Origin of the sequence: Streptosporangium vulgare, assembly GCF_042428775.1 — a bacterium.
Taxonomy (GTDB): Bacteria; Actinomycetota; Actinomycetes; order Streptosporangiales; family Streptosporangiaceae; genus Streptosporangium; species Streptosporangium vulgare.
Genome location: NZ_JBHMBS010000009.1, coordinates 227,245 through 252,873 on the forward strand (window position 1 = coordinate 227,245; position 25,629 = coordinate 252,873).

Here is a 25,629-nt window from a genome sequence, read left to right on the forward strand (position 1 = left end):
CGGCATGCGGAAGGGCGTCACGCGGAGCCCGGCATGCGGAAGTCCGGGACGTGGACGGGCGTCATGCGGAAGGGCGTCACGTGAAAGTCCGGGACGTGGACAGGCGTCACGCGGAAGTCCGGGACGCGGAGGGGCGTCACGAGGGAAGGCGTCACGCGGAAGTCCGGCATGCGGAAGGGCGGCCACCGCGTCTGGTGACCGCCCTTCCGTGTGCGGTGCTCCTACGGTGCGGGGGTTCCGATGCCGCCCTCGACCGCCGTCGGCGAGTCGGGCCGGGCGATCGGCTTGGCCGCGGTCTTCCTGCTGCGACGGCTCCGCCGCTCCAGCCAGGTGGCGACGGCGCCCACCATCACGTTGATGATGATGTAGATGATCGCGATGACGATCACAGCGGGAATGATGTTGTTGAAGTTGGAGGGCAGCACGCGCGCCCCCGCGTTCAGCAGGTCCTCGAAGGACACGATGAAGCCCAGGGCGGTGTCCTTGAGGAGCACCACCAGCTGCGCCACGATCGCCGGCATCATCACCGTGACCGCCTGCGGCAGCAGGATCATCCGCATCACCTGGCCGGGACGCATGCCGACCGCGAGCGCGGCCTCGCTCTGTCCCCGGGGGATGGACAGGATGCCCGCCCGCACGATCTCCGCCAGCACCGAGCCGTTGTAGAGGACCAGGCCGATCACCACCGCCCAGAACGGCGTCACGGTGAGCCCGAAGACCGCGCTCCCGCCGAACATCACCGCGAAGATCATGATCAGCAGCGGGATCGCCCGGAAGAACTCGACGACCGTCCCCGAGGCGCGGCGGATCCAGGCGTTGGCCGAGAGCCGGCCGATGCCGAAGACGAACCCGAACGGCACCGCGATCACGGCGGCGACCGCGGCCGCGCTGAGCGTGTTCACCAGACCGGGCAGGATCAGGTTGATCCACACGTCGCCGCGCAGGAACGGCGTCCACAAGTCGGCGCTGAGCTGGTTCTTCTCGTCGAGCTTGGTCGCCATCACGTACACCGCGACCAGCACGGCGAGGACGACCAGCACGGTGAGCACGTTGTTGCGTATCCGGGCCTTGGGGCCGGGGATGTCGTACAGGACGCTGACTCGTTCGGAGCTCTCGGCGCGTCGCTTGCGTGCCGTGGGCCGCTCGGTGGTCACCGCGGTCATCGGACCACCGCCAGGCGCTTGGCGAGCCAGCCGAACAGCAGCCCGGTCGGCAGGGTGAGGATCAGGAAGCCCAGCGCGAACCCGGCGAAGATCTGGATGACCGCGTCGCCGTGCGCCTCGAACAGCGTCTTCATGGTCAGGGACGCCTCACCCACCCCGATGGCCGCGGCGATCGTGGTGTTCTTGGTCAACGCGATCAGGATGCTGCCCAGCGGGGCGATCACCGCGCGGAACGCCTGGGGCAGCACGATCAGCCTCAGGTTCTGGCCGAACGTGAGCCCGATGGCGCGCGCCGCCTCCGCCTGGCCGACCGGGACCGTGTTGATCCCGGCCCGGATCGCCTCGCAGACGAACGCCGCCGTGTAGGCGGACAGGCCGATGATGGAGAGCCACAGGTAGTTCGTGGACAGGCTCTCGGAGAACGAGACGTCCAGGACGAGGCCGAGGCCCAGCCCGCAGAACACGATCACCAGGGTGAGCGGGGTGTTCCGCAGGACGTTCACGTACGTCGTGCCGATCCCGCGCAGGATCGGCAGCGGGCTCACCCGCATGCCCGCGAGGATTGTGCCGAGCACGAGCGCCACCAGCCCGCTGGCGAGGGTGAGCCGTATCGTCAACCAGAAAGCGCCCAGAATGACCGGGAATTCATCGAAGAGTGCCTGCACTCATCCCTCCAGAGGTCACAGAGCCGGGGCGTTCGCACGCCCCGGCCGAGATGTGACCGGTCAGTAGCGCTCGACGGTCGGCGGGTTGGTGAAGAACTTCCCGAACTCGCCGAAGTTGGCGTCGATGGCCTTCTTCCAGCTGCCGTCCGTGAACATCTTCTCGACGGCCGCGTTCACCTTCTCGCGGGTCTCCTTGTCGTCCAGCTTCAGGCCGATGCCGTACTTCTCCTCGGAGAAGGGCTTGCCGACGAGGCGGAACTTGCCGGGGGACTGGGTGGCGAAGCCGGCCAGGATCGTCGCGTCGGTGGAGATCGCGTCGACCTGCTTGTTCTCCAGCAGCGGCAGGCAGGCGCCGTAGCCCTGCTGCTCGGTGAGGAAGCCGCTCTTCCACTCGTCGCCGAACTTCTCGACCAGGCGCGCGGGGGAGGAGGAGCCCTGGGCGCCACAGACCTTCTTGGTCTTGAGGTCCTCGACGCTGTTGATCGTGGTGTCGTCCGCCCGGGTCAGGATGTCCTGGCCGGTGACCAGGTACGGGCCGGCGAAGGAGACCTTCTTCTTGCGGTCGTCGGTGATCGAGTAGGTCGCGATCACGGCGTTGACCTGGCCCTGCTGGATGAAGGACTCGCGGTTGGCCGAGATGGCCTCCTTGAACTCAATCTTGTCGTCGGTGTAGCCGAGCTCCTTGGCGACGTACTTGGCCACGTCGACGTCGAAACCCTTGAAGGAGCCGTCGGGCTGCTTCTGCCCGAGACCGGGCTGGTCGACCTTGATGCCCACGACGAACTTGTCGCTTCCGCCACCGGCGTCGTCGCCACACGCGGTCAGACCGGCCATCGCCGCCGCGGCCGCGATCACCACGGCTCCAATACGACGTACACGCATGCTTGCTACCTCGTCTTTCGTCAGGGACATATCAGGGATGAGCAGAGCCGTCAGTGGGTGAGGATCTTGGAGAGGAAGTCCTTGGCCCGGCTGGTCTTGGCGTTGGTGAAGAACTCCTCGGGGGTGTCCTCCTCCACGATCTGGCCCTCGGCCATGAACACCACGCGGTTCGCCGCGCGGCGGGCGAAGCCCATCTCGTGGGTGACGACCATCATCGTCATGCCCTCCTGGGCGAGGCCGATCATGACGTCGAGCACCTCCTGGACCATCTCCGGGTCGAGAGCCGAGGTCGGCTCGTCGAACAGGATCATCTTGGGGTCCATGGCCAGGGCGCGGGCGATCGCCACGCGTTGCTGCTGGCCTCCCGAGAGCTGCGCGGGATACTTCGACGCCTGGGCGCCGATGCCGACCCGCTCCAGCAACTCCATCCCCCGCCGCTCCGCGTCGCCCTTCGCGATGCCGCGGACCTTGATCGGCCCGAGGGTGACGTTCTCGAGGATCGTCTTGTGGGCGAACAGGTTGAAGGACTGGAACACCATCCCGACCTCGGACCTGAGTTTGGCCAGGGTCTTGCCCTCCACCGCGAGCGGCTGCCCGTCGAAGGTGATGGTCCCCTCGTCGATGGCCTCAAGCCGGTTGATCGTCCGGCAGAGGGTCGACTTGCCGCCGCCCGATGGGCCGATGACGACGAGGACCTCACCGCGGGAGATCGTCAGATTGATGTCCCGCAGGACGTGCAGGCTGCCGAAGTGCTTGTTGACGCCTTCAAGCACGACCAGAGGAGTCTTGTCCCCGTTCTCCGTCATGGTGGACAACGTAATTCTGTAAAGGGCACCTGGGGCTAACCCTGCGGTACCGATCAGATCACGGCCTGCTCACGCCTCGATCATCAAATCCTGCTCAGAGCCTCGGGGTCAACCCTGAACGCGAACGGTTCCGTCAGGTCCACGGTCGTGCCGGTGGCGACACGGTGGATGAGCTGGTAGCCGTCGTTCTCGTCGAGGGCGTACGTGAAGATCACCGGCAGTTCGTCGGCGCCCTGTCCGCGGAACGGCTTCATCTCGACGCGCCAGAAATGGGGTATCCCGGCCTCCGCGTACTTCACCGGTTTGACGATCCGATCCACGGCCGTGGTGGACCTTGAGACGATCTCCACGACGAGGTGGGCCCATTCCGGGTCGACGACCTGGGCGCCGTCGCGGATCGGTTTCCGTTCCACCACCATGACGTCCGGAATGACACCCGGCCGGGAGTCCAGGAGGAGTCCGGTGCCGGTGACGACCATCAACTCCTCGGGGGCGGCGTCCTCCAGGAACCGGCGGAGCCGGTCGCCGATCCACTGATGCTGGGCGGATGGGGCAGGAGACACGATGAGGCTCCCGTCGATGAGCTCGTAGCGACCGCCGTCATCGCGGGAATTGAGCTCGAACCATTCGTCGACGCTGAGCTCGCCGGGCGTCTCCCAGATGCCCGCCGCCGGGACCGCGGTGCTCTGCGGCTTCTTGCGCGGCTTCTTGATGGGCTTCTTGGCCTTCACCGGGGCCTCCGAGGTCTGCACGAGCATCGCCACCGTGGCTCACCACTCTCAGCTGATCGGTCGAGTCCTAATTCTCGCATGCGGCTTTGGAGCCCCAGCTTAACGAGATGATTGACGCTGGGTGACCAATTGATTACCCCGAGTCCGACGGGTCGAGGGCGTACCTGAAGGTTCGGCGGAGCGCCTACCCTTGTCGTTGAGATGACTGCCACCGTGGAGAGCGCCCGCACGTACGAGGTCCGTACCTATGGGTGCCAGATGAACGTGCACGACTCCGAGCGCCTGTCGGGCCTCCTGGAGGACGCCGGATACGTCCCGGCCGTCCAGGGGGAGACGGCCGACGTGGTCGTGTTCAACACCTGTGCCGTACGGGAGAACGCCGACAACAAGCTCTACGGCAACCTCGGCCACCTGCGCCCCTCGAAGGTGGGCAACCCCGGCATGCAGATCGCCGTGGGCGGCTGCCTGGCGCAGAAGGACCAGGGGGAGATCGTCCGCAGGGCGCCCTGGGTGGACGTGGTGTTCGGCACCCACAACATCGGCTCGCTGCCGGTGCTGCTGGAGCGGGCGCGCGTCCAGCGGGAGGCCCAGGTCGAGATCAAGGAATCCCTGGAGACCTTCCCGAGCACGCTGCCGACCAAGCGCGAGTCCGCCTACGCCGCCTGGGTGTCGGTCTCCGTGGGGTGCAACAACACCTGCACGTTCTGCATCGTGCCCGCCCTGCGCGGCAAGGAGAAGGACCGCCGCCCCGGCGACGTCCTCAACGAGGTTCGGACCCTGGTCGACCAGGGCGTGCTGGAGATCACCCTCCTCGGCCAGAACGTCAACACCTACGGCGTGGAGTTCGGCGACCGGCTCGCCTTCGGCAAGCTGCTGCGGGCCTGCGGCGACATCGAGGGCCTGGAGCGGGTCCGCTTCACCAGCCCGCACCCCGCGGCGTTCACCGACGACGTCATCGCGGCCATGGCCGAGACGCCCAACGTGATGCACCAGCTCCACATGCCGCTGCAGTCGGGCTCGGACCGGGTCCTCAAGGCGATGCGCCGCTCCTACCGGGCCGAGCGCTACCTGGGCATCATCGAGCGCGTCCGCGCGGCCATGCCCGACGCGGCGATCTCCACCGACATCATCGTGGGCTTCCCGGGCGAGACCGAGGAGGACTTCCAGGGCACCCTCGACGTGGTGCGCGAGTCCCGGTTCGCCAACGCCTTCACGTTCCAGTACTCCATCCGGCCCGGCACCCCCGCCGCGACCATGGACGACCAGGTTCCCAAGGAGGTCGTGCAGGAGCGCTACGAGCGGCTCGTCGCCCTGCAGACCGAGATCTCCTGGGCGGAGAACAAGAGACAGGTCGGCCGGACGCTCGACGTGCTGGTCGCCGAGGGCGAGGGCCGCAAGGACGAGGCGACCCACCGCATGTCCGGGCGGGCTCCCGACAACCGCCTGGTGCACTTCACCCCCGGTGCCGAGACCCCGCGTCCGGGTGACGTGGTGAGCGCCGAGGTCACGTACGCGGCGCCGCACCACCTGGTCGCGGACGGTCCCGCGCTGCGGCTCCGCCGCACCCGCGCGGGCGACGCCTGGGAGGCCCGTCAGGGAGCCCCGGCCGGGGCCGGCTCCGGGGTCATGCTCGGCATGCCCTCGATCGGCCGTCCCGCCCCGCTCCCCGAGACCTCGGGCTGCTCCGTCTCCTGAGGGGCGCCCCGCCGGAAGATCTCACCCGGGTCTCCTCTCCCGGTGGGGTCTTCCGGCGTCTTTTTTCGCGGGCGCTCCACCGCGTGGCGCAGGTCCATGATCGAATCGCTGGAATCCCCGATGGCGACGGCGATTCCGGCGTACCACCGTCCCTGCCAGCAGGTATGCGTATGGTGGCGCCGCAGGTTCCTTAAAAGAGGATATTTCGTGATTCATCTGTGATTGATGTGCGAGCATTTCCCTGCTGTGGCTACTGTGGTTCGGCACCCTCGGAAGCCGTGGAGGTTTCCCCCCGAGAGCCGCAGGGAGTTTTTCCTCATGCACGTCCCTCCGTCATCTCCGGGCAGTCCCGGAGAACCAGAGATCCTCGCCGGCCCCGCCGACGAGCCCAAGAAGCCTCGCAGGCGCAAGACCCAGCGGATGAGCGGCCCGGCCATAGCCGTCTCCTCCGTCCTCGCCGCCGCCATCGTGGGCGGAGGCGCCGTCTTCGCCTTCATGAACGCCGGGGGCGACGACCCCGCGGTGCCGTCGACACCGGACACCGCCCAGGAGGCGTCCCAGGAGCCCGCGCCGGACCAGAGCCCGCCGCAGGCGGGGAAGCGGAAGCCGGAGAAGGGGGCCGACACCGCCTCCGGAGCCGATGACACGCCCGCCGGAGGCGGCGGCACCGGCTCCGGCACCGGCACCGGCGGGGCGGACGAGAGCGAGCCCGGAGCCGAGTCGGCCGCCGGAAACCCGTCGAAGAGCAAACCGTCGAAGCGACCGCAGAGCGACCAGCGGCCGCAGGACTCCGGCACCGACGACCCCGCCGGATACGTCCATCCCCAGGGGCCCATCGGCGGCTACTGACCCGATCCCGGAGAGCCGCACGACAGCGGCCCACCGGGCATGATCGGCACGCGGGGCACGGTGAGAGCGTCACCGTGCCCCGCCGCGTTCCTCATCCCGTACGGCCTCTTGTCGTGAGACGGCCCGCGAGGTGGCTGGGCGGTTCCCGAAAAGGGCTCTGCCGACGACAGGGCCCTGCCGGCCAAAGAGCTCTGCAGGCAGGGCTCCGTTAGTCTGGCGAGGTGCTTGTCGCCGGGGCCGTGTGCCCGCATCCCCCGCTGCTGGTCCCCGAGCTGGCCGGGACCGCGGCCTCGGAGCTCGACGACCTCAGGACCGCCTGCGCGGCCGCGGTCGGGGCGTTGCGAGACGCCGGAGCCGACGAGATCGTGGTGGTGGGAGGCGCCGACCGGACCATGGCGTACGGCGCGGACGCCGCCGGGAGCCTCGCGCCCTGGGGCGTCGACGTCCGGAGCGGCGAGGGGGAGCCCGTCCTGCCGCTGTCCCTGACGGTCGGTCGCTGGCTTCTCGAGAGAGAGCGCCTGACCGCCTCGGGATTCCACGCGATCTCCTTCGGCGCGACGCCGGAGGAGTGCGCGGACCTGGGCGAGCGCCTGGCGGCCTCGGCCGGTCGCGTCGCGATGCTCGTCATGGCCGACGGCTCGGCCTGCCTCACCGAGAAGTCCCCCGGATACCTGGACCCGCGCGCGAAACCGTACGACAGGGCGATCGTCGAGGCGCTCGCCCGTGCCGAGGTTCCGGCGCTCGACCCCGGCGAGGCCGCCGAGCTGTGGGTCGCGGGTCGCGCGGCCCTGCAGGTGCTCGGCGGGTGCGGGAGCGCCCTGCGCGGTGAGATCCTCTACGACGACGCGCCCTACGGCGTCGGCTACTTCGCCGCCCGCTGGACGGAGTGATCCCACCGGGAGCGGATCCCGCCAGGAGTGATTCCCGCCAGGAGTGATCCCCGGCCGGGGTGGCTACGGTGGCGGGTGAGGACGGTGTCCGGGGGCCGACGACGGCGCGTTCGGCGAGTTCGCGAGGGAGGCACGAGGCCGATGGCGGGGAGCGTGGCGTTCGGGAGCGTTCCGACGCGGCTGGGGGACATGGTCGTCGCCGTGACCGAGGACGGGGTGGCGAGCGTGGGCTGGGGCGACCCGGCCCGGTTCAGGGCCCGCATGCTCGGGCGGCTGGGGCTGGAGGAGACGGACGACCCCGCCATGACGGCGGCCGTGCTCGGCGAGCTGGGCGACTACTACGCGGGCAGGCTGAAGGTCTTCGGGGTCCCGGTGGACTGGCGGCTGACCTCGCCGGTGCAGCGCAAGGTGCTCGGCACCCTCTACGAGACGGTCCCGTACGGCAAGGTGGTGACCTACGGGGAGCTGGCGGCCCGCAGCGGGACGGGTGTTCCGGCGCGGGCCATCGGATCGATCATGGGAGCCAACCCGGTCCCCGTCATCGTGCCGTGCCATCGGGTTGTCGCCGGGAACGGGCTCGGCGGGTTCAGCGGTGGCGACGGCGTGGAGTCGAAGCGCTGGCTGCTCACCCTGGAGGGCTACCTGCAGCCGATGCTCGACTGGGACTGACCGGGACCTGAACCGTGATCAGGGCCCGAACCGGGATCGGAACCCGAACCGGGATCGGGACCCGAACCGGCCCCGCCGATCGCCTACGGTCCGTAGGGCGGCGGCGTGGTGCCGGGCTGGCCGGGGCCGGACGTGCTGTCGTCCCGCCCGGGAGGCGTGGCGCGGCCGGGCGCGGGTGTCGTGCCCGGGGGCCTGGTGTCCGGCTCGTCGATCTTGTCGGCCATCTCTCTGGCCTTCTGCGCGGCGGTGTCGATGTGCCGGGCGTGCTTGCCGCCCAGCCTCTTCTTGGCGATCCGTTCCGCCTTGTCGATGCCCTGCTTGGCGAGTTCTTCGGTCTTGGCGCTGCCGCCCAGCATGTGCTTGACCTTGTCGAGGATCGACATGGTGAATCCCCCCAATTCCGATGCGAGGACGCATCGCCTCTCATCCATACCCGGGGACTTGGCAGACTTACCCCGTGCCTCAGCTACCCGTCATCGCCGTCGTCGGCCCGACCGCGGCCGGAAAGTCCGACCTGGCCGTGGATCTCGCCCTCGAACTGGGGGGCGAGGTGATCAACACCGACTCCATGCAGCTTTACCGAGGAATGGACATCGGGACGGCGAAACTCTCCGTGGCGGAGCGCCGGGGGGTGCCACACCACCTCCTGGACATCTGGGACGTGACGAAGGCCGCCAGCGTGGCCGAGTACCAGTCGCTGGCCCGGCCGATCATCGACGGCCTGCGGGCCAGGGAGATCGTGCCGATCCTGGTGGGCGGATCCGGGCTGTACGTGCGGGCCGCCCTGGACGACCTGGAGTTTCCCGGCACCGATCCCGAGGTCCGCGCCCGGCTGGAGGCCGAGCTCGACCTGAACGGCCCCGGCCCGCTGTACGAGCGGCTCCGCGAGCGCGACCCGAAGGCCGCCGAGACCATCCTCCCGGGCAACGGGCGCAGGATCGTCCGGGCCCTGGAGGTCATCGAGATCTCCGGGCGGCCGTTCTCGGCCACGATGCCGTCGTACGACGCCGTCTACGACAGCGTCCAGCTGGGGGTGGAGGTGCCCAGGGAGGTGCTGGACGCACGGGTCGAGGCCCGGGTCGAGCACATGTGGCGGGCCGGTCTGGTGGACGAGGTCAGGGAACTGGCCGCGCGTGGGCTCGCCGGAGGCCGTACGGCCAGCCGCGCCCTCGGGTACGCCCAGGTGCTGAGCTTCCTCGGCGGTGAGTGCACCGAGGAGGAGGCGAAGCAGGAGACGATACGGGCGACGCGCAGGTTCGTCCGCCGTCAGGAGTCGTGGTTCCGCCGCGATCCCCGGGTGATCTGGCTCCCCCAGCGAGAACCGGACCTCCTGGGCCGCGCGCTCGCCGCGATTCGCGGTTGACCGTCACCGGAGCGTGGGCAGGCCGGGGGCGGGGCGACGGGGACGGGGGCGTGCCTGGATAGAGTTGGTCGCATGCGATTCGCGAAGGGACACAGCACCGAGAACGACTTCGTCATCCTCCCCGACCCGGACGGTGAGCTGGAGTTGCCCGCGACGCTCGTGGCGGCGGTGTGCGACCGCCGTGCGGGGATCGGCGCGGACGGCGTGCTGCGCGTGACGCGGACGAAGCTCAGCCCGGAGGTGTCCGGCCAGGCCGGCGAGGCCGAGTGGTTCATGGACTACCGCAACGCCGACGGCGGCATCGCCGAGATGTGCGGCAACGGGGTACGGCTCTTCGCCCGATACCTGGTCGACACGGGTCTCGCCGCGCCGGGGGAGTTCGGCGTCGCGACCAGGGGAGGCGTCAAGCGGGTGCGGCTCGCGGAGACGGGTGACGTGACCGTCGACATGGGCCTGCCCCGGGTGCTGGGGGAGAGCGGCACGATCGTCGCGGGCCACGAGTACGAAGGTCTTCACGTCAACATGGGCAACCCCCATCTGGCCTGCGTCATCGGCGACCCGGTGGCCCAGCTCGACCTGAGCCACCAGCCCGCGTTCGACCCCGAGGTGTTCCCGGCCGGGGTCAACATCGAGCTGCTCAATCCGGTGGGCCCGCGCCGGGTCGTCATGCGGGTCTTCGAGCGCGGCTCGGGCGAGACCAGGTCCTGCGGCACCGGCGCGGTCGCCTCGGCCGTGGCGGCCGCGCGGCTGGCCGGTGAGACGAGCGGCACCTGGGCGGTGGAGGTGCTCGGCGGCACCCTCACCGTCACCCTCGACGAGCACACCAGCTACCTGGCGGGTCCCGCCGTCCTGGTCGCGTCCGGTGAGATCACGCTCTGAGGCGTGCGCGGGACCCGCGCCTTCTCTCCCGCCGCGCCGGCGGGATCACGCTCTGAGGCGTGCGCGGGATCTCGGTTTCTCCCCGGCCGCGTCCGGTGAGGTCACGCTCTGCCGTGCGCGCCACCCCGGGGCCTCCGTGAGGGCCCTCCGTGACCCGCGCGGCGTCGTCGCGGGCATGTCGTGTCCACCGCGTCGCGTTCACCGGGCCGTGTCCACCGGGCCGTGTCCGCGGAGGTCACGCTCCGGGGCGTACGGGTGAATCTTCCATGACCCCCGTGGTGTCGCCGGGGGGCTCGCGTACGGCGGGATCGCGCTCGTCCGCACGTGCGCGGGGCCATAGCCTGAGGCCTCGGGGTCGCACGGGATCGTCAAGCCGTTTGGGGCATGCTCGCCGACCTGGCAGACTGACGTCTCATGGACGTGGACATCTGGGCCTGGGTGGGCGACACCCAGCGGCAACTGCATGAAGCAGGTAACACCGGTCTGGCTATGGCGATCGGAGATGTGCCCGCGCAGGCGCTGGAAGGCCGATACGCGCAGCTCGACGTGCTCGCGCCCGCCATCGCGCAGCAGGCGGAGAACCTGCGGCTGCCCTGGGTGGAGTTCTACGCCCGCTACTGGCACCTGATCGGCCGCGTCGGCGACCGTGCGCAGGGGACGGTCGCGATCGCCGACGCCGAGGCACTGGTGGAGTTCACCAAGCGCGAGGACGTACGAGAGTGCCCGGCCGTGCCCGGTGCCGTCGTGGCGCTCGCCGTCGCGCAGGCGAACGCCGACGGTCCCGGTTACGCCGCCGAGCGGCTGGCCGCGCTCTCGGCGCTGGACGTCGAGCCTGACTCGCTCGCCTTCGCCGCCGTCGCCGAGCACTACGTCGCGGCGCTGGTCGACGCGGGCCGTGTCGACGAGGCCATCGCGCACGCCGAGACCGCGGTGGCGGCGCTGGGCGGCGCGGGCCGCGAGGCGAGCTGGGAGCTGGGGGCCGCCTCGGCCCGCGCGCTGCTGGCCGCCGGCCGCACCGAGGACGCGCTCACCGCGCTCGACGCCGCGACCGGTTTCAAGCCCGACGACCCGGTGGCCAAGGAGCACCGCGAGGGAGTGCTCCGCGCGCTCGTGCTCGCCACCCTCGACCGGGTGCAGGAGTCCGTCGACGCCCTGCCCGACCTCGACGTGGTGGGCGACCACCCCCGCGTCTGGGTGGAGTGGTCGCACGCCATCCGCGCACTCGCCGGAACGGCGCAGATCACCAACACCTGGCAGCTGGGCCGGGTGCTCAAGCAGTGGATCGACTACTTCGCCATGATGGGCGGCTACCGCGCCAGGGTCGAGCTCGCGCTCGTCGCCGGGCACCTGGCGGTCGCACGTCAGGGGCTCTGGCAGGCGCGCCTCCTGGCCGACCTGGCGGAGTCGGCGTCCGGCGAGCTCAGGAACCCCGGTGACGTCGCCGAGCGGATCGCCGAGCTGCGCGCCGCCGCCGACAAGGCCACCGCGCTTCCGGCCCCGGGTTCCGAGGCCGAGCTGGTCGGCGTCTTCGACGCCGCCGACGGCTTCAACGCCGACCCGGAGCGCTGGGTGGGCTGGCTGGCCCCGCTGTCCGGCCGTGACGTGGAGGCCACCCGGCGCCACACCACCACGCTGGGCTTCCTGGGTTACCCGGCCAGGGGTGCCGACATCTACTGGACCATGCTGGTCGAGTCCGGCGACATCGAGAACGCCGACCCGCAGGACGTGGCGTACCTCAGTGGCCTGCTGATCGAGGCCCGTCAGGACGAGCGCCTGGAGCAGGTGGCCGAGCGGCTGCCCGCCGCGCAGCGCCACCTCGCCCTGGGCCGCCTGTACACCGCGCGGGAGCGCTGGGAGCAGGCGGCGGCCGAGGGCGAGGCGGCGGCCACCGCGGGCGGCGGCATCGAGGCGGCCCGTCTGTGGTCGGCCGCGGTGCAGCAGCTCGGCGACAACGCCAAGGGCGCGGGCATCCTGCGCGACCTCCTCGACTCGGAAGAGATCGAGCAGCAGGACGTCTGGCGGATGGTCGTGATGGCGACGGCCGCCGAAGACTGGGAGACCGTCCGCCTGGGCGCCGCCAAGATCGGGATGCCGCTGAAGTCGAGCGAGGGGCCGATCGAGGAGGAGATGGGCCTGGTGCGCATCATCCTTCCCGCCCCCGACGGCAGCCAGCGCCAGGTCCTGAGCGTGCGCACCGGCCCCGCGACGGCGCGACTGGCCCTGCCGCAGCCTCCCGGCATGGAGTACAACGCGGGTGACCTGGTCGTCTTCGAGCCGCAGCTGCTCGAGCCGATCCCGGAGAGCCCCGAGGAGCAGGAGAACTTCGTCCCGCCCTTCGCCGCGGTCAGCATGCTCCGCCCGGGTGGTTACACCAGCTGGTTCTTCGACGGCGCCGCTCCCAGCCAGGCCGACTGGACGGAGTTCAACGACGTCATGGCCGAGCGTGGCTGGCCGATGTGGGTCTACAGCGACGACAACTACACCGTGACCCACCCGACCTCGGGTGAGCCGCTGCCCGGCGTGTTCGGCTGGATCGCGGTCCCGCCGGACGTCAGCCCGGTCGAGCTCGACGCGCTTCTGGACGACGCCACCGAGCGCTGGGTGCACCCGCTGGCCTGGCTCGACCTGGCCAAGGCCGTCGACGTCGAGGTGGAGCGGCACGAGAGGATCACCAAGGAGTACGGCCTGTAGGGGCTGGAGGACGCTCGCCACGGCCGCGCCCGGCGGCCCGTGGCGTCGTCCGGCCTTCGAAGTCCGGCCTTCGAAGGGCGTCCGGTTCTCGGAGGTCGTTCGCTCTTCGGAGGGCGTCCGGTCTCCGGGAGGAGGCCGGACCTCCCGAACCCCTCCGAGTCCGGGAAGCCGTACCGTCCGTGAACCGTCCGGACCGTCGGCCGCGCAGGACGTCGTTTCGCCCGTGAGGAGGCCCCTCACGGGCGATTTCCGTCGAGGTCACTAGAATCTCATTCGGCGCATTGGGCGGACGAGGGAGGATCCGGATGCTGGAACGATTCCGGCTGGACGGCAAGGTCGCGATCGTCACCGGCGCGTCCTCGGGACTGGGGGTCGCGTTCGCGAGGGGCCTCGCCGAGGCGGGCGCGGACATCGTGATCGGGGCACGCAGGAAGGACCGCCTGGAGGAGACCCGCGCCCTGGTCGAGGAGACCGGCAGGCGATGCGTGGCCCTCGTCACCGACGTGACCAGGCCGGAGGACTGCCAGGCACTGGCCGAGGCCGCGGTGGCCGAACTGGGCGCGGTGGACATTCTGATCAACAATGCGGGGGTGGGCTCGGCGGTCCCGGCGCTGAAGGAGACGCCCGAGCAGTTCCGGCAGGTCGTGGACATCAACCTGCACGGCACCTACTGGATGGCGCAGGCCTGCGCCAGGCTCATGAGGCCGGGCTCCTCGATCGTGAACGTCGGGAGCATCCTGGGCGAGACGACCGCCGGGCTGCCGCAGGCCGCCTACAGCGCTTCCAAGGCGGGGGTCGTCGGCCTCACGCGCGATCTCGCCCAGCAGTGGACGGGGCGGCGCGGCATCCGGGTCAACTGCGTCGAGCCGGGTTTCTTCGCCTCGGAGATGACCGACCAGTACGCCGAGGGCTATCTGGCCTGGCACCTTGAGCACCGGGTGCTGATGAAGCGCCCCGGCGATCCGGCCGAGCTCGTCGCCACCGCGATCTTCCTCGCCTCGGACGCGGCCTCGTACGTCACCGGCGCGGTGATTCCGGTCGACGGCGGGATCCTGATCACCTGACCCCGGCGGCCCGGTCGCCTGGCCGGGCGGTTGTGAAGACCTCCTCCCCGGGGCCCGGCGAGCGGCCGCGCGGGGAGGAGGGGAGAGCGCGGGAAGGGGCGACGTCAGGGAACCCAGCCGATGAGGTCGACGCTGTCGTTGGTCTCCAGCGACTCCTCCAGCGAGTGGTAGGGGGGCAGGATGCGCTCCGCGCCCGCGTGGTCGATCAGCTGGACGGAGTAGCCGGTGTTGTTGATCCACGACGAGACGTTGTTCGCGGCGGTGGAGGAGCCGCCCACGCCGCCCGGCATCGGCACGTCGTTCAGATCGGTCCAGTAGCCCGCGGGGATGCTGTACCCCGGCCCGTTGAAGCCGTAGTCGCGGTAGAGGCAGAGACTGTTGGAGATGCACTCGACGTCGGCTGCGAGCTGGACCACTCGCGAGGGCGGGGCGGGGGCCCGCCGCTCGGCCGCCGGGGCGGCGGAGGCCGCGGCGGAACCGGATCCGGAGGCGAGGAGCAGGGTGGCCAGGGCGCCGGCCAGCCCGGTCACGGTTCGTGCGAGGTGGGGACGACGCGATGAGATCCGTCTCATGCGAATCCTCTCCGTAGTGAAATGCTCACCACGTGTGAGCGCTCCTGGTCATTAGAACACCATCACTTTGCGTAGTCGATAGTCGCGTTGCGTGAATATTCGAGGGCGCGCTTTTCGGACGAGCCGTGTTCCTCGTCTCCGGACGGCGCGCCTGTGCGGGCCTTTGTGCAGGTCACGTGAGAGATGTCGTTAAGACGTGGATTGATGGGTCAGAAATTCTCGCGTTCCCCCAAAGACTGCTTGAGGCTTTTAAGATTGAGGACGGTATCTGGGGTAATTTGCCGCTTCAGAGAGTGACGCGCGTGAGAGGTGGCATGGTGCGGGCTGCGCTGGTACGAGGTGTGGTCGTCGCGACGATCGCGTTCACGGTGGCGGGCTGCGGCCCGGTGCCCGGCGGTGGCGTGGACGAAGGGACGCAGTCCTCCGGTGGAGGGCAGTCCGCGTCCGAGGCGCTCAAGGATCTGAGGAAACTCGAGGTCAAGGGGCGCGCCTCGATGACCGGGTTCGACCGCGACGAATTCGGTGCCGCGTGGTCGGACGTCGACAAGAACGGCTGTGACACCCGCAACGACATTCTCATTCGCGACCTGAAGGAAGAGGTCTTCAAGAAGGGCGAGGACGGCTGCGTCGTGCAGTCCGGAATTCTCGAGGACCCGTACAGCGGCAAGACCATCAAGTTCGAGCGCGGGACGCGGACCAGCATGGCGGTGCAGATCGACCACGTGGTCGCGCTCGCGGACGCCTGGCAGAAGGGCGCCCAGCAGTGGTCCGCCTCGAAGCGGAAGGAACTCGCCAACGACCCGCTGAACCTGCTGGCCGTGGACGGGCCGCTGAACAGCCAGAAGGGCGCCGGAGACGCGGCGACCTGGCTGCCGCCGCGCCGCGCCTACCGGTGCCCCTATGTCGAGCGTCAGATCAAGGTGAAGGTCAAGTACGACCTGTGGGTGACGTCCGGGGAGAAGGACGCCATGGAGGCCGTCCTCAAGTCCTGCTGATCAGTCGTCGTACTCGCGCTTCAGCTTGATGATCTTTCCGGTCCTCGCCGACACGTAGACGTCGTACTCCCAGGCGCCCTTGTGCAGCTCGACCTTCCAGGCTCGCTGGCCGTGCTCCCACTCGCGCTCGACCTTGCTCACGCGCGCCCCGGGAACGCGCTTCTTGGCGATCTGCACGGCCTTGCGGGAGGAGATGCCCGCCGAGGTGGTGACCGGTGCCGCGGCGGCCGTGCCGGTGGTGCCGGTCACGGTCGCACCGGTCGTGCCGGTGCCGGCCGCGGTGGCGGTGATCGCCGTACTGTCCGGTTGCGCGGCGAGGGCGATGCCGCCCCCGCCGATCAGGAGGGCGGCGGTCGCGAGGGTTCCGACGGTGATCCTGGTAATCCCGGTAATCCCGGTAATTCGTGTCATGTGCCAAGATTTGCGGAGACTTCGCTAGGGGCACGCTAAGGAATCGTTAACCAAAGGCGAGTTCGGTTCGGCGCCGGATTCCGGCGCGTTTCCGGCTGTCATTTCCGGCGGGCCGCATCAGGGACCGGTCTGTCCGGGGTCGCCTTTCCAGGGATCGGGGCCATCCCGCTCGGCCATGGACGCCCGGTGCTCGTCGGCGGCGGCCTGTCGGCGATGCGTCAGCGCCTGGAGCCGGTGGGTCTCCGGGTCCCCGCTTCCCGCCGCCGCGGCCCTGTCGTGGCTCGCGGCCGCGTTCCTGTGGGCCTGGGCCGCCGACCGGTATCCGGCCACCGCGCGCTCCCTGGCCTGATCGGCCCGCAGGCGCGCCTTTCCCAGGTGCGTGTCGGTCAGGTCCGTCCGTTCGGCGCGCGACAAGGGTGGCGCCGGGAACGCGGAGGACGCCGGCGACGCCGGGGACGCCGGGGACGCGGTGGACGAGGGCGAGGGGGACTTGGGTGATGTCGGCGCGGTCTTGCCGCGGGCGAGTTCGTGCCGTCGCTCGGCGGCCTGCCCGGCTCGCTCTCCGGCCTGGGCGATGCGCTCGCGAGTGCGCTCGCCCCACTCCCTCCGGGCCGTGTGACGCTCGTCCTGTGGTTCGTCGTGGGGGACCGGGCTGTCATGGATCTCGGGATCGTCGGCCATGTGGCCTGCCCTTCGTGGAGCCGTCGAGGCGGCTCGGCGGGGTTCCGCTCCTTCCCGGAGGCGGAAAAGTCATGACAACATGCTTTCCGCCATGGCTACAGGTAATCGCGAGGGCGTCTGATCATCCGTCCGGTGATCCGGCCGCGGTGCGAATCAGCCGGATCCGGCAGGGAAGGAGACGGTGAGCTCGCGCGCCCGATCCGCCCTCGACCGGTTGAGGTGGTCGTCGCAGGCCAGCCTCACCGCGGCCCGCATCGCGATGTGGACGTCGAGCTCGGCCTGGAGGGTGGCCATCCGGTCGTGGATCTCGGCCAGCGCCGCGCAGGTCGTCTGCGTCTGGAGGTGGAGTATCTCCAGGCGTGCGGCCGCCTCCCGCCTCAGGCGCGCGGCCCGCTCCAGCGCCGGGTGCGCCGCGCGCCCGGTGGGCGGATGTCCCGCGTCCCGCGCGGGCCGGGGCGTCGTGTTCTCGGGGAGGAGGACGGTGCGCTCCTGGGGCGTCGTGTTCTCCGGGAGGGGCGTCGTGCTCTCCGGGAGGGGGGTGGCGGGCTCCAGGGTGCCGATCTCCCGTGGGGAGGGCTTCCCCGGATCGAGGACCCTGGCGCGCCGGAGGGCGTCCTGGTGGGTGCGGCGCCCACCGCCGATGCGCCGCAGGACCGGGGCGTGCCGCCGGGGGAGCGGGGGGACCTCGGGGAGGTCGTCCATGCCGAAGGTGTCGACCAGGCCGGGGTACTCGGGCTCCTGCGCCCCCCAGAGCACGGTGAACAGCCGGACCACCGTCGGGGAGGGGACGACGAACAGCTCTCCTCCGGCCGCGCGGAGGCTCTCGTGAACCCGCTCCAGCGCCCGGGCCCCGCTGACGTCGCAGAAAAGCAGCTCACCGGCGTCCACGAGGATGTGCCGCGTGCCGCCGAGCATGAGTGACTCCAGCTCCGACTCCAGTAGCCGGTAGTTGAAGGCGTCTATCTCACCCATCACGGCCACTAGTGCCGTATCACCGTATTGGTGGACGACGTACACCGACATATCCATATTGGCCATACCCTTCAAGGGTCTTTCAAAGGCCCCGCTGACAACCCTACGGTTCCCCAGTATGAATGGGACCCAACGGGATAGAAGCTAAAAGCGGCAGGTTCCAGCGGGCGTGAACATGGGGTCGTCGCGGCTTCGGCCGGTGGCGTGGAGGCCCCGCTCGCCCTGCTCGCCCTGCTCACGCGGCTGCCCGCCGATCTCGCCGCCTCCGTCCCGGTGGTGCCGCACCTGCCTCCCCGGGCGGGGAGCTCTCTCGCGGGAATCCTCGGCCGGGCCGGGCCGCCGGAGGACGCCGGCCAGACCGGACAGGCACCGGAGACCGTGAGAATGCTACAAAGCCGCATCGACGGCACCGGTGACAGCCTTGCTCTCACGTAGCGGTCGGTGACGGGCCTAGGCTGGCATTGTGATGCCCGGCGACGAACATGAATTCGACGACCTCCTGCTCATGTTGAAGGAGACGCGCGGTTTCGACTTCACGGGTTACAAACGCACCACCCTCATGCGCCGCATCAGCAGGCGGCTGGAGGCGCTCAAGCTCCGCGACCACGGTGAATACCGGGACTACCTGGAGATGGAGCCCGAGGAGTTCAACCGGCTCTTCGACAGCCTGCTGATCAACGTCACCGCCTTCTTCCGCGATCCGGCCGCCTGGCAGACGCTCCGCGAGACCGTGATCCCCAGCCTGCTCGCGAGCAAGGGGCCCGGCAAGGTGGTCCGGATCTGGAGCACGGGCTGCGCGACGGGCGAGGAGGCCTACAGTCTCGCGATGGTGCTGGCCGAGGAGCTCGGCATGGACGAGTTCCGCGAGCGGGTGAAGATATACGCCACCGACCTCGACCAGAAGGCCCTCCAGACGGCGCGGGCGGCCGTCTACGGCGAACGGCAGCTCGCCGACGTGCCGGAGGAACTGCGCCGGACCTACTTCGAGCCGGTGGAGGCCGGTTTCGGGTTCCGGCGCGACCTGCGACGCCAGCTGATCTTCGGTCGCAACGATCTCACACGTGACGCGCCGATCTCCCGGGTCGACCTCCTGCTGGCCCGCAACACGCTGATGTACTTCAACAGCGAGACCCAGCTCAGCATCGTGCGCCGGTTCCACTTCGCGCTCTCCGACCCCGGCTACCTCTTCCTGGGCAAGGCGGAGATGCTGCTGAACCACGGCGACAGGTTCGAGCCGGTGAACCTCCGGATGAGGCTGTTCAAGAAGATCGGATCGCCGCCGCCGGGCAGCCGCGCCACCTGGTCTCCCGGCGCGGGCGTCTCGCGGGCCCGCCCGTACGTGAGGCACACGGTGCTGCAGGCGGCGGCGCTCGCCACCGGCCCGGTCGCCCAGATCGCGCTCGACCGTTCCAGGAACCTCGCCCTGGCGAACTCGCGCGCCGAGCTGCTCTTCAACCTCAACCCCCGCGACATCGGGCGGCCGTTCCAGGACCTGGAGGTCTCCTACCGGCCGGTCGAGCTCCGCTCGGTGATCGAGCAGGTGGAGCTGGACCTGCGCGTCACCGAGCTGCAGGACGTCACCTGGCACCGGCCGAACACGCCGGAGCCGAGCGTCTTCGACATCGCCGTCGTCCCGCTCCTGGAACCGGGCGGCGAGCTGGTCGGCGTCGGCGTCAACTTCCACGACGTGACGCGCTACCGCCAGCTCCACGACCGGCTGGAGCAGACGAACCGTGAGCTGGAGCACGCCTACGAGGAGTTGCAGTCGACCAACGAGGAGCTGGAGACCACCAACGAGGAGCTGCAGTCCACGAACGAGGAGCTGGAGACCACCAACGAGGAGCTCCAGTCGACCAACGAGGAGCTGGAGACGATGAACGAGGAGCTGCAGTCGACCAACGACGAGCTCCAGCAGATCAACGACACCCTCAACTCCCGCAGTGACGAGCTCAAGCGGGCCACCCTCCTCGTCTCCTCGGTGGTGCGCAGCCTCGGCGATGCCGTGGCCGTGGTCGACACCGACCTTCGGGTGCTGGTCTGGAGCCCGGGGGCCGAGGAGCTGTGGGGGCTCCGCGCCGACGAGGCGATCGGCTGCCGGCTGGCCTCCCTCGACATCGGCCTTCCCGTCGGGGAGCTCCTGGCCAGGGCGCAGCGGATGCTGGAGGCGGAGGCCGAGCCGGGAGACGGCCGCGGCGACGGCGTCACCCTGGACGGCGTGAACCGGAGGGGACGCCCCGCCCGGCTCAACGTCGAGTTCTCCCGCCTGCACGCCGACGACATGTCACCCCATGGAGTGATCATGGTGATGAACCTCCTCCGGCAGGACCAGCAGGAGCGGGACTAGCACCACCACACCGTCGCGACCCGGCAGGGAGCCGCTCAGTGGCCGGCGGCCGTGGCGCGCTCCCTGACCAGCCGCTCCTCGCCCGACAGGGTGTTGAGCGGCTTCTCCTTGATGAACAGGACCGCCACCAGCGCGAGCGCGGTGAGCGGCACGCCGATGAGGAACAGGTCGGCGGTGGCCGTCGCGTACACGTCCTGGACGACGCGGACGACGGGAGCGGGCAGTTTGGAGATGTCGGGTACGGCGTCGCTCCCGCCGCCCGAGCCGCCGGCGGCCAACGGGCCGAGCTTCTCCGTCATGAGCGTGGTGATCCGGTTGGCCAGCACCGCGCCCAGGGCGCTCACGCCGACGGCGCCGCCCATGCTGCGGAAGAAGGTCAGCACCGAGGTGGTGACCCCCAGGTCGTGGGCGGGGACGTCGTTCTGGGCGGCGAGGACCAGGTTCTGCATGAGCATGCCGACGCCGATGCCGAGCACCGCCATGTAGAGCCCGAGCAGCACCGTGCCGGTCCGGCCGTCGATGGTGCTGAGCAGGCCCATCCCGGCGAGCATGACGACACCGCCGGCCACCAGGAAGCCCTTCCAGCGACCCCACTTGGTGATGAGCTGGCCGGCCACGGTGGAGGAGATCAGCAGCCCGAACACCATCGGCAGGCTCATCAGGCCGGCGACCGTCGGCGACTTGCCGAGCGCCACCTGGAAGTACTGCGACAGGAAGACCGTGCCGCCGAACATGGCCACGCCGACCAGGACGCTCGCCACGGTGGCGAGGGCGACGGTGCGGTTCTTGAAGATGGTCAGGGGGATGATCGGCTCAGCCGCCCGCGACTCCACCCAGACGGCCAGCGCGAGGATGAGCACGCCGCCGCCCACGAGGGCGGCGGTCCACCAGGAGCCCCACTCGAACTGGTTGCCCGCCAGCGACGACCAGATCAGCAGCGTGGACACGCCCGTCGTGATCAGCAGGGCGCCCAGATAGTCGATCTTCACGTCCCTGCGCACCACCGGCAGGTCGAGCGTGCGCTGCAGCAGGACGATGGCGAGGATCGTGAACGGCACGCCGATGAGGAAGCACCAGCGCCAGCCGAGCCAGGAGGTGTCCACGAGCACGCCGCCGATGAGCGGGCCCGCCACGGTGCCGACGCCGAACACGGCGCCGAAGATGCCCGCGTAGCGGCCGAGCTCACGCGGCGGGATCATGGCCGCCATCACGATCATCGCGAGCGCGGTCATGCCGCCGGCGCCGACGCCCTGCACGACGCGGCTGACGATGAGGATCTCCACGTTCGGCGTGAGGCCCGCGATCAGCGAGCCCGCCACGAACAGCCCCAGCGAGAGCTGGATCAGCAGCTTCTTGTTGTAGAGGTCGGCCATCTTGCCCCAGAGCGGCACCGTGGCCGTCATGGCCAGCAGCTCCGAGGTGACGATCCAGGTGTAGACGGTCTGCGAGCCCTGCAGGTCGGTGATGATGCGGGGCAGGGCGTTGGCCACGACGGTCGAGGCCAGGATGGATACGAACATGCCCACCATCAGCCCCGACAGCGCCTGCAGGACCTTTCTCCTGGAGGTGGGCGCCGCGGCCACGGCCTCGGGCTGCGCGCTGGTGGATGTCATCTTTCCTCGGTTTCTCGGGCGGGGACCGGCACTCCGCGGGACTCGCGCGGACGCCGGCGGAACGGAAGGGCTCACGGGGACGATCGAAGGCCGGGGGTCACGGATCGGGCAGGCCGGCGGCGACCTGGGAGAAGGCCTCGTCGACCAGGTCGGCCAGCGCCGGGCGGCCGTCCGCTGCGCTCCAGCGCATCATCGCCGCCCGGAAGGCCGCCATGGCCACCGCGGTGGCCAGCTCGGGGTAGCCGGTCGTACCGAGTTCGACGCCGGATCTGCGCGCGACGGCGGCCGACACGGCGAGCTCGGTCTCGGTGCCGCTGGCGACCAGCCTCGGCAGGAGCGACGGGTTCTGCTCGAACACCTTCAGCCGCAACAGCCACTGCTCGCGCCGTCGCTGGACGTGCTCGGCCTCGGCCCGCGACATCAGGCGCAGCGCCTCCAGGACCGGCACCTCCGCGGGCACGGCCTCCAGTCGCTCGCGCAGCTCGGCGGCGGACGCCGGGCTCGCTCCGACGAGCGCGTCCTCCTTGGACGGGAAGTAGTTGAAGAACGTGCGTGAGGAGAGGTCCACCGCCGTGGCGATGTCCTCCACCGTGACGCCCGCCAGCCCACGCTCGGCCACCAGCGTGAGGGCGGCGTGCTCCAGTGCCGCACGGGTCTCGAGCTTCTTACGATCTCTTCGGCCGAGCTCGTACGCGCTCTCTACGCTGGTCACACTGTCAACAGTAGGGAAGAAATTTCAGATTATGCAACATTTCATCATCTGAAGTGCGACAGATCACAGCTGGGACGGGTGAGCGAGGTGGAAAGTCCGGCCGGCACCGAGCCGGGCACGTGGTCGCTCCCCGGCCCGCGCGGACCGTGACCGGCGGACCGTGACCGCGGGACCGGACGGCGGCGAACCGGGGCACCACACGGCGTCTCGGTGTCGGCGGAGGTCACCGGCCCGCGCGGGCCGGTGTCAGGACGTGACGACGGGCAGGAACAGGACCACGCTCGCCCCGCCCTCGGGGGAGGTCCGCAGCGACAGCGAGCCGCCCGCCGACTCCGCCGTACGGCGGGCGATGTCGAGGCCCAGGCCGGTCGACCCGGCACCGCTCTCGCCGCGCTGCGACGGGTCGGGCGTGGCGAAGCCGGGACCGGCGTCGGCGACGGTCAGCAGCGCGCCGCCGCCGGTCGCCTCCAGCCGTACGGAGAACGAGACCCCCTCCGGCGTGTGCGCGAACACGTTGCCGAGCAGGGCGTCCACGCAGGCGGCGAGATCGTCCGCGGCGACCCCGACCGGCAGCGGGCCGGGGGCCAGGTCGAGGGTGAAGTGCCGGGACTGGTCCTCGGCGAGCACCGACCAGAACGCGACCCGCGCCCCGGTCACCGCCGCCGCGTCGCACTCGGCCCGCTCGCGCCCCCGCCGCCTGGCCTCGGTGATCACCGAGGTGACGGCGCGCTCCAGGGCGTCCACCCTGGCTTCGATCCTGGCCGACTCCTCGGGGTCGGCCAGCGACTCGGCCTCCAGCCTCAGCCCGGTCAGCGGGGTGCGCAGCCGGTGGGACAGGTCGGCGGCGCTCTCGCGCTCCTCCGCGAGCAGGCCGGTGATGCGCTCGGCCAGGTGGTTGAGGGCGACACCGACCGCGTGCACCTCGGGAGGGCCGTCGGGCACCGTCCTGGCGGACAGGTCGCCCGCCGCGAGCCGGTGCGACACCCCCGCCAGCGCGGTGATCGGCCTGATCACCGCGCGGGCCAGCCGGTCGCCGACCAGCACGCCGAGCCCGACCAGGGCGAGGCCGAGCGCCGCCAGCCCGGCCCAGACCTGGGGAACGCCCCTGGTCAGGCGGCCGTCGTCCAGGAACACCCGGACCACCGCCGTACCCCCGGGCGCACCCTGGACCGCGACGAGGATCTCCCGCCCGCCGGGGGCGGCGGCCGTGACGCTGCGGCCCCGGGAGGCGAGCTCCACGGCGGTGGAGCGCGGGGCGGGGTCGCCGACCACCTCGCCGCCGGGGAGGAAGACCGTGACCGGGTGCTCGGCCTGCTCGGCGGTGAGCCGCAGGGTCTCGGTGTCCACCGCGCCGACCACGACCGCCACCGACTCGGCCTCGCTCTCGGCCTCGCTGACCGCCCCGCTCACCGCCACCGTGCGGACCAGCAGGGCGAGCGGGACCAGCAGCGCGATCAGCACGAGGGAGGTGGTCGCCGCGACCAGCAGGGTGAGCCAGCGCCTCATGCCGGGGCGGCCAGTCGCACGCCGACACCCCGGACGGTCTGCAGGTAGCGGGGTTCCTGGGACGTCTCGCCCAGCTTGCGGCGGAGCCAGGAGAGGTGGACGTCCACCGTCTTGTCGGCTCCGCCGTAGGGGATCTGCCAGACGTGGGTGAGCAACTCCCGCTTGGTGACCACCTCGCCGGGCCTGGCCGCCAGGTAGTGGAGCAGGTCGAACTCCCGGGGACTCAGATCCAGCGGCGTCCCGTCCAGGGTCGCCTCCCGGGTGCGCGGGTCGATCCGCAGGCCACCGACGGTGACCGCGCTGTCGGCGCGGCTCTCACCGGCCATCCGCCGGAGCACCGCCCGGATCCGCGCGTCGAGCTGGGCCGCGCTGAACGGCTTGACCACGTAGTCGTCGGCGCCCGCGTCCAGCAGCCTGACCATCTCGGCGTCGCCGTCTCGCGCGGTCGCCACGATCACCGGGATCCGGCTCACCGCGCGGAGCATCCGCAGCAGGTCCAGGCCGTCCATGTCGGGCAGACCGAGGTCGAGGACGACCAGGTCGGGGCGTTCCTCGACGGCCAGCCGCAGGCCCTCGAGAGCGGCGGGGGCGGACGACACGGCATGGCCGCGGTCGCGCAGGCCCCGGGTGAGGGAGGTGCGGATCGCGGCGTCGTCCTCGATGAGCAGCACATTCGACATTTGCCGCCACGTTAGCCCCCTCCCGTACCGCGTCAAAAGCGGGTTAGCGGCTCCTTAGCGTTGTCTTATCGCTTTCGGTGGCACAGTGAGGGCATGAGCAAGCGTCTTTCCCTGGTCGTGGCCGGGTGGCTGATCACCGGGCTCCTCGCGATCGGAGCGGGGGTGGCGGTGATCGACCGGCTCAGCGAGCCGCTGACGGACACCGGGCTGCGGCCGCTCTCGGCCGCCGAGGTCGACGAGGCGCTCGCCCTCACCTCGTCCCTGCCCAACGCCCTTCCCCCGTCCGTCCCGCCCTCGGTTCCCCCGTCCGCTCCTCCCGCCGAGGGCACCCCGGAGCCCGCCGGGCCCACCCCCGCGCCGACCGTCACCGTCACCACCACGCCCGCCGCGGAGCCCGGCAAGAGCCGGTTGATCACCACGGTGGGCGGCAAGGTCATCGCCCGGTGCGAGAACGGCCTGGTCACCCTCCGGTCGTGGAGCCCCGCCCAGGGATTCCAGGCCGACGACGTCGAGCGCGGACCCGCGCAACGGGCCCGCGTCGAGTTCGAGACCGAGGAGGACGAGGTGAAGGTCGAGGTCCACTGCGCGGCCGACGGCTCACCCGTCCACCGTGTTCAGACCTGATCCGGGCCTGATCCGGACCTGATCCGGGCCTGATCCGGACTTGATCCGGGCCTGATCGGGCGCGGCCGGGGCCGGGAGCCCGGGGGCCGCGCCCGATCCCGTACGGCATCCAAGGCATGTCCCCGCGGCCGGGCCCCGCAAGACCGGGCCCCGGCGGCGCGGCGGCCGCGGT

25 protein-coding genes and 1 pseudogene are annotated in these 25,629 nt (G+C 70.6%); 12 read left to right on the top strand and 14 right to left on the bottom strand.

The annotated features are described in order from the left end of the window. Positions 1-221: 221 nt before the first annotated feature. The 5 genes from ACFFRH_RS20745 to ACFFRH_RS20765 form a co-directional block, all read right to left on the bottom strand. Complete coding sequence (locus ACFFRH_RS20745) at positions 222-1,163, bottom strand: amino acid ABC transporter permease (RefSeq protein WP_344749855.1); 942 nt, start codon at positions 1,161-1,163, stop codon at positions 222-224. Next, the gene (locus tag ACFFRH_RS20750) at positions 1,160-1,828 is read right to left on the bottom strand and encodes an amino acid ABC transporter permease (RefSeq protein WP_344749856.1); all 669 of its coding nucleotides are present in this window, start codon (positions 1,826-1,828) and stop codon (positions 1,160-1,162) included. The genes ACFFRH_RS20745 and ACFFRH_RS20750 overlap by 4 nt, the downstream gene beginning before the upstream one ends. A gap of 60 nt (positions 1,829-1,888) precedes the next feature. Then, complete coding sequence (locus ACFFRH_RS20755) at positions 1,889-2,710, bottom strand: glutamate ABC transporter substrate-binding protein (protein ID WP_344749857.1); 822 nt, start codon at positions 2,708-2,710, stop codon at positions 1,889-1,891. Positions 2,711-2,760: 50 nt separating this feature from the next. Next, entirely contained in the window at positions 2,761-3,516 is a 756-nt protein-coding gene (locus tag ACFFRH_RS20760) for an amino acid ABC transporter ATP-binding protein (protein ID WP_344749858.1), read from the bottom strand. A gap of 83 nt (positions 3,517-3,599) precedes the next feature. After that, positions 3,600-4,274 carry a Uma2 family endonuclease gene (locus ACFFRH_RS20765; RefSeq protein ID WP_386158965.1) on the bottom strand — a complete coding sequence of 225 codons (675 nt, stop codon included), beginning with the start codon at positions 4,272-4,274 and terminating at the stop codon, positions 3,600-3,602. Between the two features lie 174 nt (positions 4,275-4,448). Here ACFFRH_RS20765 and miaB point away from each other — a divergent pair, with 174 nt between their 5' ends. From miaB to ACFFRH_RS20785, 4 genes are all read left to right on the top strand, one after another. Beyond that, entirely contained in the window at positions 4,449-5,942 is a 1,494-nt protein-coding gene (miaB, locus tag ACFFRH_RS20770; protein ID WP_344749860.1) for a tRNA (N6-isopentenyl adenosine(37)-C2)-methylthiotransferase MiaB, read from the top strand. A 318-nt stretch (positions 5,943-6,260) separates the two neighbouring features. Next, entirely contained in the window at positions 6,261-6,791 is a 531-nt protein-coding gene (locus tag ACFFRH_RS20775) for a hypothetical protein (protein WP_386158759.1), read from the top strand. A gap of 221 nt (positions 6,792-7,012) precedes the next feature. Continuing rightward, on the top strand, positions 7,013-7,681 hold the full coding sequence (locus ACFFRH_RS20780; protein WP_386158762.1) for a class III extradiol dioxygenase subunit B-like domain-containing protein: 669 nt from the start codon (positions 7,013-7,015) through the stop codon (positions 7,679-7,681). A 141-nt stretch (positions 7,682-7,822) separates the two neighbouring features. Continuing rightward, the gene (locus tag ACFFRH_RS20785) at positions 7,823-8,350 is read left to right on the top strand and encodes a methylated-DNA--[protein]-cysteine S-methyltransferase (protein WP_386158765.1); all 528 of its coding nucleotides are present in this window, start codon (positions 7,823-7,825) and stop codon (positions 8,348-8,350) included. An 83-nt stretch (positions 8,351-8,433) separates the two neighbouring features. On the opposite strand, the gene ACFFRH_RS20790 is transcribed toward ACFFRH_RS20785, so the two are convergent. After that, on the bottom strand, positions 8,434-8,733 hold the full coding sequence (locus ACFFRH_RS20790; RefSeq protein WP_344748360.1) for an antitoxin: 300 nt from the start codon (positions 8,731-8,733) through the stop codon (positions 8,434-8,436). Positions 8,734-8,807: 74 nt separating this feature from the next. Between ACFFRH_RS20790 and miaA the strand changes: the two genes are divergently transcribed. The 4 genes from miaA (at position 8,808) to ACFFRH_RS20810 (ending at position 14,347) form a co-directional block, all read left to right on the top strand. Beyond that, positions 8,808-9,713 (top strand): tRNA (adenosine(37)-N6)-dimethylallyltransferase MiaA, encoded by a 906-nt coding sequence (gene miaA, locus ACFFRH_RS20795; RefSeq protein ID WP_344748359.1) that lies wholly within the window; start codon positions 8,808-8,810, stop codon positions 9,711-9,713. 72 nt (positions 9,714-9,785) lie between these two features. Then, positions 9,786-10,592 (top strand): diaminopimelate epimerase, encoded by an 807-nt coding sequence (gene dapF, locus ACFFRH_RS20800; RefSeq protein WP_344748358.1) that lies wholly within the window; start codon positions 9,786-9,788, stop codon positions 10,590-10,592. A gap of 414 nt (positions 10,593-11,006) precedes the next feature. Continuing rightward, on the top strand, positions 11,007-13,283 hold the full coding sequence (locus ACFFRH_RS20805; RefSeq protein ID WP_386158769.1) for a tetratricopeptide repeat protein: 2,277 nt from the start codon (positions 11,007-11,009) through the stop codon (positions 13,281-13,283). A gap of 305 nt (positions 13,284-13,588) precedes the next feature. Continuing rightward, positions 13,589-14,347 carry an SDR family NAD(P)-dependent oxidoreductase gene (locus ACFFRH_RS20810; protein WP_344748377.1) on the top strand — a complete coding sequence of 253 codons (759 nt, stop codon included), beginning with the start codon at positions 13,589-13,591 and terminating at the stop codon, positions 14,345-14,347. A 104-nt stretch (positions 14,348-14,451) separates the two neighbouring features. Here ACFFRH_RS20810 and ACFFRH_RS20815 read toward each other — a convergent pair whose 3' ends face one another. Continuing rightward, a complete protein-coding gene (locus ACFFRH_RS20815) occupies positions 14,452-14,919 on the bottom strand; it encodes a peptidase inhibitor family I36 protein (protein ID WP_344748379.1) in 468 nt (155 codons plus the stop codon). A gap of 302 nt (positions 14,920-15,221) precedes the next feature. Here ACFFRH_RS20815 and ACFFRH_RS20820 point away from each other — a divergent pair, with 302 nt between their 5' ends. After that, on the top strand, positions 15,222-15,914 hold the full coding sequence (locus tag ACFFRH_RS20820) for an HNH endonuclease family protein (protein ID WP_386158773.1): 693 nt from the start codon (positions 15,222-15,224) through the stop codon (positions 15,912-15,914). Here the strand turns inward: ACFFRH_RS20820 and ACFFRH_RS20825 are convergent, their stop codons facing one another. From ACFFRH_RS20825 to ACFFRH_RS20835, 3 genes are all read right to left on the bottom strand, one after another. Then, positions 15,915-16,325, bottom strand: coding sequence for a PepSY domain-containing protein (locus tag ACFFRH_RS20825; RefSeq protein WP_344748382.1), 411 nt, complete (start codon positions 16,323-16,325; stop codon positions 15,915-15,917). A 117-nt stretch (positions 16,326-16,442) separates the two neighbouring features. Continuing rightward, positions 16,443-17,006 (bottom strand): hypothetical protein, encoded by a 564-nt coding sequence (locus ACFFRH_RS20830; RefSeq protein WP_386158777.1) that lies wholly within the window; start codon positions 17,004-17,006, stop codon positions 16,443-16,445. A gap of 153 nt (positions 17,007-17,159) precedes the next feature. After that, entirely contained in the window at positions 17,160-18,044 is an 885-nt protein-coding gene (locus ACFFRH_RS20835) for an STAS domain-containing protein (RefSeq protein ID WP_386158780.1), read from the bottom strand. 126 nt (positions 18,045-18,170) lie between these two features. On the opposite strand from ACFFRH_RS20835, the pseudogene ACFFRH_RS20840 reads away from it, so the two are divergent. Then, positions 18,171-18,413, top strand: a pseudogene (locus ACFFRH_RS20840) (hypothetical protein); the annotation flags it as partial. A 31-nt stretch (positions 18,414-18,444) separates the two neighbouring features. Then, positions 18,445-20,322 carry a CheR family methyltransferase gene (locus ACFFRH_RS20845; protein ID WP_386158782.1) on the top strand — a complete coding sequence of 626 codons (1,878 nt, stop codon included), beginning with the start codon at positions 18,445-18,447 and terminating at the stop codon, positions 20,320-20,322. A gap of 35 nt (positions 20,323-20,357) precedes the next feature. On the opposite strand, the gene ACFFRH_RS20850 is transcribed toward ACFFRH_RS20845, so the two are convergent. The 4 genes from ACFFRH_RS20850 to ACFFRH_RS20865 all read right to left on the bottom strand — a co-directional run bounded on the left by ACFFRH_RS20850 (position 20,358) and on the right by ACFFRH_RS20865 (position 24,833). After that, a complete protein-coding gene (locus ACFFRH_RS20850) occupies positions 20,358-21,935 on the bottom strand; it encodes an MDR family MFS transporter (RefSeq protein WP_386158784.1) in 1,578 nt (525 codons plus the stop codon). 97 nt (positions 21,936-22,032) lie between these two features. Then, positions 22,033-22,647, bottom strand: coding sequence for an acyl-CoA-like ligand-binding transcription factor (locus ACFFRH_RS20855; RefSeq protein WP_344748001.1), 615 nt, complete (start codon positions 22,645-22,647; stop codon positions 22,033-22,035). Between the two features lie 246 nt (positions 22,648-22,893). Then, positions 22,894-24,153, bottom strand: a complete 1,260-nt coding sequence (locus ACFFRH_RS20860) for a HAMP domain-containing sensor histidine kinase (protein ID WP_344748002.1) — start codon at positions 24,151-24,153, stop codon at positions 22,894-22,896. Beyond that, positions 24,150-24,833, bottom strand: coding sequence for a response regulator transcription factor (locus ACFFRH_RS20865; RefSeq protein WP_344748003.1), 684 nt, complete (start codon positions 24,831-24,833; stop codon positions 24,150-24,152). Before ACFFRH_RS20865 ends, ACFFRH_RS20860 begins: the two co-directional genes overlap by 4 nt. A gap of 93 nt (positions 24,834-24,926) precedes the next feature. On the opposite strand from ACFFRH_RS20865, the gene ACFFRH_RS20870 reads away from it, so the two are divergent. Next, positions 24,927-25,457 (top strand): hypothetical protein, encoded by a 531-nt coding sequence (locus tag ACFFRH_RS20870; RefSeq protein ID WP_386158790.1) that lies wholly within the window; start codon positions 24,927-24,929, stop codon positions 25,455-25,457. The last annotated feature ends 172 nt before the right edge of the window (positions 25,458-25,629 follow it).